Origin of the sequence: Streptomyces albidus (ex Kaewkla and Franco 2022) (assembly GCF_013870515.1) — a bacterium.
Taxonomy (GTDB): Bacteria; Actinomycetota; Actinomycetes; order Streptomycetales; family Streptomycetaceae; genus Streptomyces; species Streptomyces albidus.
This window is the reverse complement of sequence record NZ_JACBXA010000431.1, coordinates 1-2,687: the sequence shown is the minus strand read 5'-3', so window position 1 is coordinate 2,687 and position 2,687 is coordinate 1. Positions and strand designations below refer to the sequence as shown.

General features: G+C 71.2%; 3 protein-coding genes. 2 read left to right on the top strand and 1 reads right to left on the bottom strand.

All coding sequences use genetic code 11. From position 1 onward, the window contains the following. Positions 1–199: 199 nt before the first annotated feature. Positions 200–1,057 carry a fumarylacetoacetate hydrolase family protein gene (locus H5J26_RS30140; protein ID WP_181769132.1) on the top strand — a complete coding sequence of 286 codons (858 nt, stop codon included), beginning with the start codon at positions 200–202 and terminating at the stop codon, positions 1,055–1,057. A 90-nt stretch (positions 1,058–1,147) separates the two neighbouring features. Here the strand turns inward: H5J26_RS30140 and H5J26_RS30135 are convergent, their stop codons facing one another. Continuing rightward, on the bottom strand, positions 1,148–2,233 hold the full coding sequence (locus H5J26_RS30135) for a Gfo/Idh/MocA family oxidoreductase (protein WP_181769131.1): 1,086 nt from the start codon (positions 2,231–2,233) through the stop codon (positions 1,148–1,150). Positions 2,234–2,306: 73 nt separating this feature from the next. On the opposite strand from H5J26_RS30135, the gene H5J26_RS30130 reads away from it, so the two are divergent. Beyond that, positions 2,307–2,687: MarR family transcriptional regulator (locus tag H5J26_RS30130; RefSeq protein WP_419183872.1), on the top strand; the 381-nt coding region annotated here is incomplete at its 3' end.

Below are 2,687 nucleotides of genomic sequence, written 5' to 3'. Positions count from 1 at the left end.
CACCAGCACGACGTGGACGGCGGTGGAGCGTGCCGCGCTGGGCGCGGGGCGGCCGTCTGGCGCCGCCGCGGAGACCTCGGGGTCCACTACATGAACACGGGGTTGTGGATCTGAACGCCCTCTTGGAGGATCGGCCGTCCCATTTGAGACAACTGGTACTCGCCGGTGTCTCAACGAGCCACGATCTCGGGAGTAGGCCTTGAAGCTGCTGCGCGTCGGACCGGCCGGGGAGGAGCGCCCGGCACTGCTGGACGAGTCGGGTGTCCTGCGGGACCTGTCGGGCATCGTCCGGGACGTCGACGGTGCGCTGCTCGCCGATGCGTCGGCGCTCGCGCGTGTACGCGATGCCGCAGGCGCCGGGGAGCTGCCCGCGCTGGATCAGTCGGGCTTGCGTGTCGGGCCGCCGCTGGCCCGTATCGGCAAGGTCGCGTGCATCGGGCTCAACTATCACGATCACGCCAGGGAGACGGGCGGTGCGATCCCCGAGGAGCCGATCCTCTTCATGAAGGCTCCGGACACGGTCGTCGGCCCGCACGACGACGTGCTCGTGCCGCGTGGCAGCGAGAAGACCGACTGGGAGGTGGAGCTGGCGATCGTGATCGGCCGTACGGCCCGCTATCTCTCCTCCGACGAGGAGGCTCTCGCGGCGGTGGCCGGTTACGCGGTCTCCAACGACGTCTCCGAGCGTGCCTTCCAGCTGGAGCGGGGCGGGCAGTGGGACAAGGGGAAGAACTGCGAGACGTTCAACCCGCTCGGCCCGTGGCTGGTGACGGCGGACGAGGTCGGTGACCCGCAGGCGCTCGGGCTGCGTCTGTGGGTGAACGGCGAGCCGAAGCAGGACGGCACGACGGCGGAGCAGATCTTCCCGGTCGCCGAAGTGGTGCGCTATCTCAGCGGGTTCATGACGCTGCGCCCGGGAGACGTCATCAATACGGGCACTCCTGCCGGTGTCGCGATGGGCGCCCCGGAGCCCAAGCCGTATCTGCGGGCGGGCGACGTGGTGGAGCTGGAGATCGATGGACTGGGCAGGCAACGCCAGGAGTTGCGCGACGCGTGAGCGGGCTGCGGTCCGGGGCCGCGCGCCCCGGACCGCGGTCTGAGTCGTCTCCGGGCCGCGGACGGGCCTGCGACGAGCCGGGGTTCGCGGTCAGCCCAGGTCCGTCGTCACCACGCGTGACTCGGCTGCCGAGGTACGGGCCGCCTCCAGCACACGGATGGTCGCGACGGCTTCGAGAGCGGTGACCGGTGGGGGCGTGCCCTCGTGCAGCGCCGAGGCGATACCGGCGTAGTACGCCGGGTATTCGCCGTCCAGCGTCGGTACGGGGCGCCGTGCTTCGAGGTCGCCCAGGGTGCCCCAGGCCGATTCCGGTTCCACGCCCCACCGTTCGCCGGGTGAGGGACGTGCGCCGGCGCGGAGAGCCGCCTCCTGCGGGTCGATGCCGTCCTTCACGTACGCCGCTTCACTGCCCAGTACCCGGAAGCGCGGGCCGAGTTGGGCGGCGACGGCGCTCATCCACAGGTGTGAGTGCACGCCGTTGGCGTGGGTGAGGGCGATGAAGGAGTCGTCGTCGGCCTGGGCTCCTGAGCGCCGTACGTCGGATTCCGCGTAGACGGATGTGGCCGGGCCGAAGAGGGCCAGGGCCTGGTCGACGAGGTGGCTGCCGAGGTCGTAGAGGAGCCCGCCGACTTCGGCCGGGTCGCCGGACTCCCGCCAGCCGCCCTTGAGTTCGGGGCGCCAGCGCTCGTACCGGGATTCGAAGCGCCTGATCTCGCTGCCCAGCGCACCGTCGGCGAGCAGCGCGCGCACGGTGCGGAAGTCGTTGTCCCAGCGGCGGTTGTGGAAGGCGGAGAGCAGCAGGCCGCGTTCGGCGGCGAGAGAGGCGAGCTGCTGGGCCTCCGCGGCTGTGCCGGCGAGCGGTTTGTCGACCACGACGGGGAGCCCGGATTCGAGGGCGCGGCGGGCGAGTTCGACGTGTGTGCGGTTGGGGGATGCGATGACGACGAGGTCGAGTGCGTCTGCTCCCGCGAAGAGTTCGTCGGTGGTGGCGAGTGTGCGCATGTCTGCGCCGTGCTCGGCATGCACCTGTGCGCGCCGCTCGGGGTGTGACGTGACGACGGTGTCGAGCGTGAGGCCCTCGGTGGCGGTGATGAGGGGCGCGTGGAAGACCGAGCCGGCGAGGCCGTAGCCGATGAGGCCGACGCGGAGGGGAGAGGCAGCTTCTTCCTTGTCCATGGGCTCACTTTCGCAACGCGGTTGCGTAAGCGCAAGCTGCGCGCACAATGGCCACATGACCAGGGAATCCGGCATGAACAGCGGCAGTGAACTCGTCGTGCCGTACGGCAGCAGCGCCGCCCGTGTGCTCGGACTGCTGCGCCTCGCGGGGGAGGACGGGGCCAGCCGCAGCGAGCTCGCCGTCCGTACGGGGCTGACGCCGCAGGCGGTGAGCAAGATCACCGCGCGGCTCCGGTCGCACGGCCTGGTCACGGAGGCCGGCCGTCGTGCCTCGACCGGTGGAAAGCCGAGCACCGTGCTCCGGCTGTCGCCGGGTGCGCGTCATGCGGTCGGCATACAGCTGGACCGGGACCAGCTGACGGCGATCCTCGTCGATCTCTCGGGCAGCGTGGTCGCGGGCCGCACCGCCCCGCTGGACCTGGGAGCGGGGGCGGACGCGGTGCTGGACGCCGTC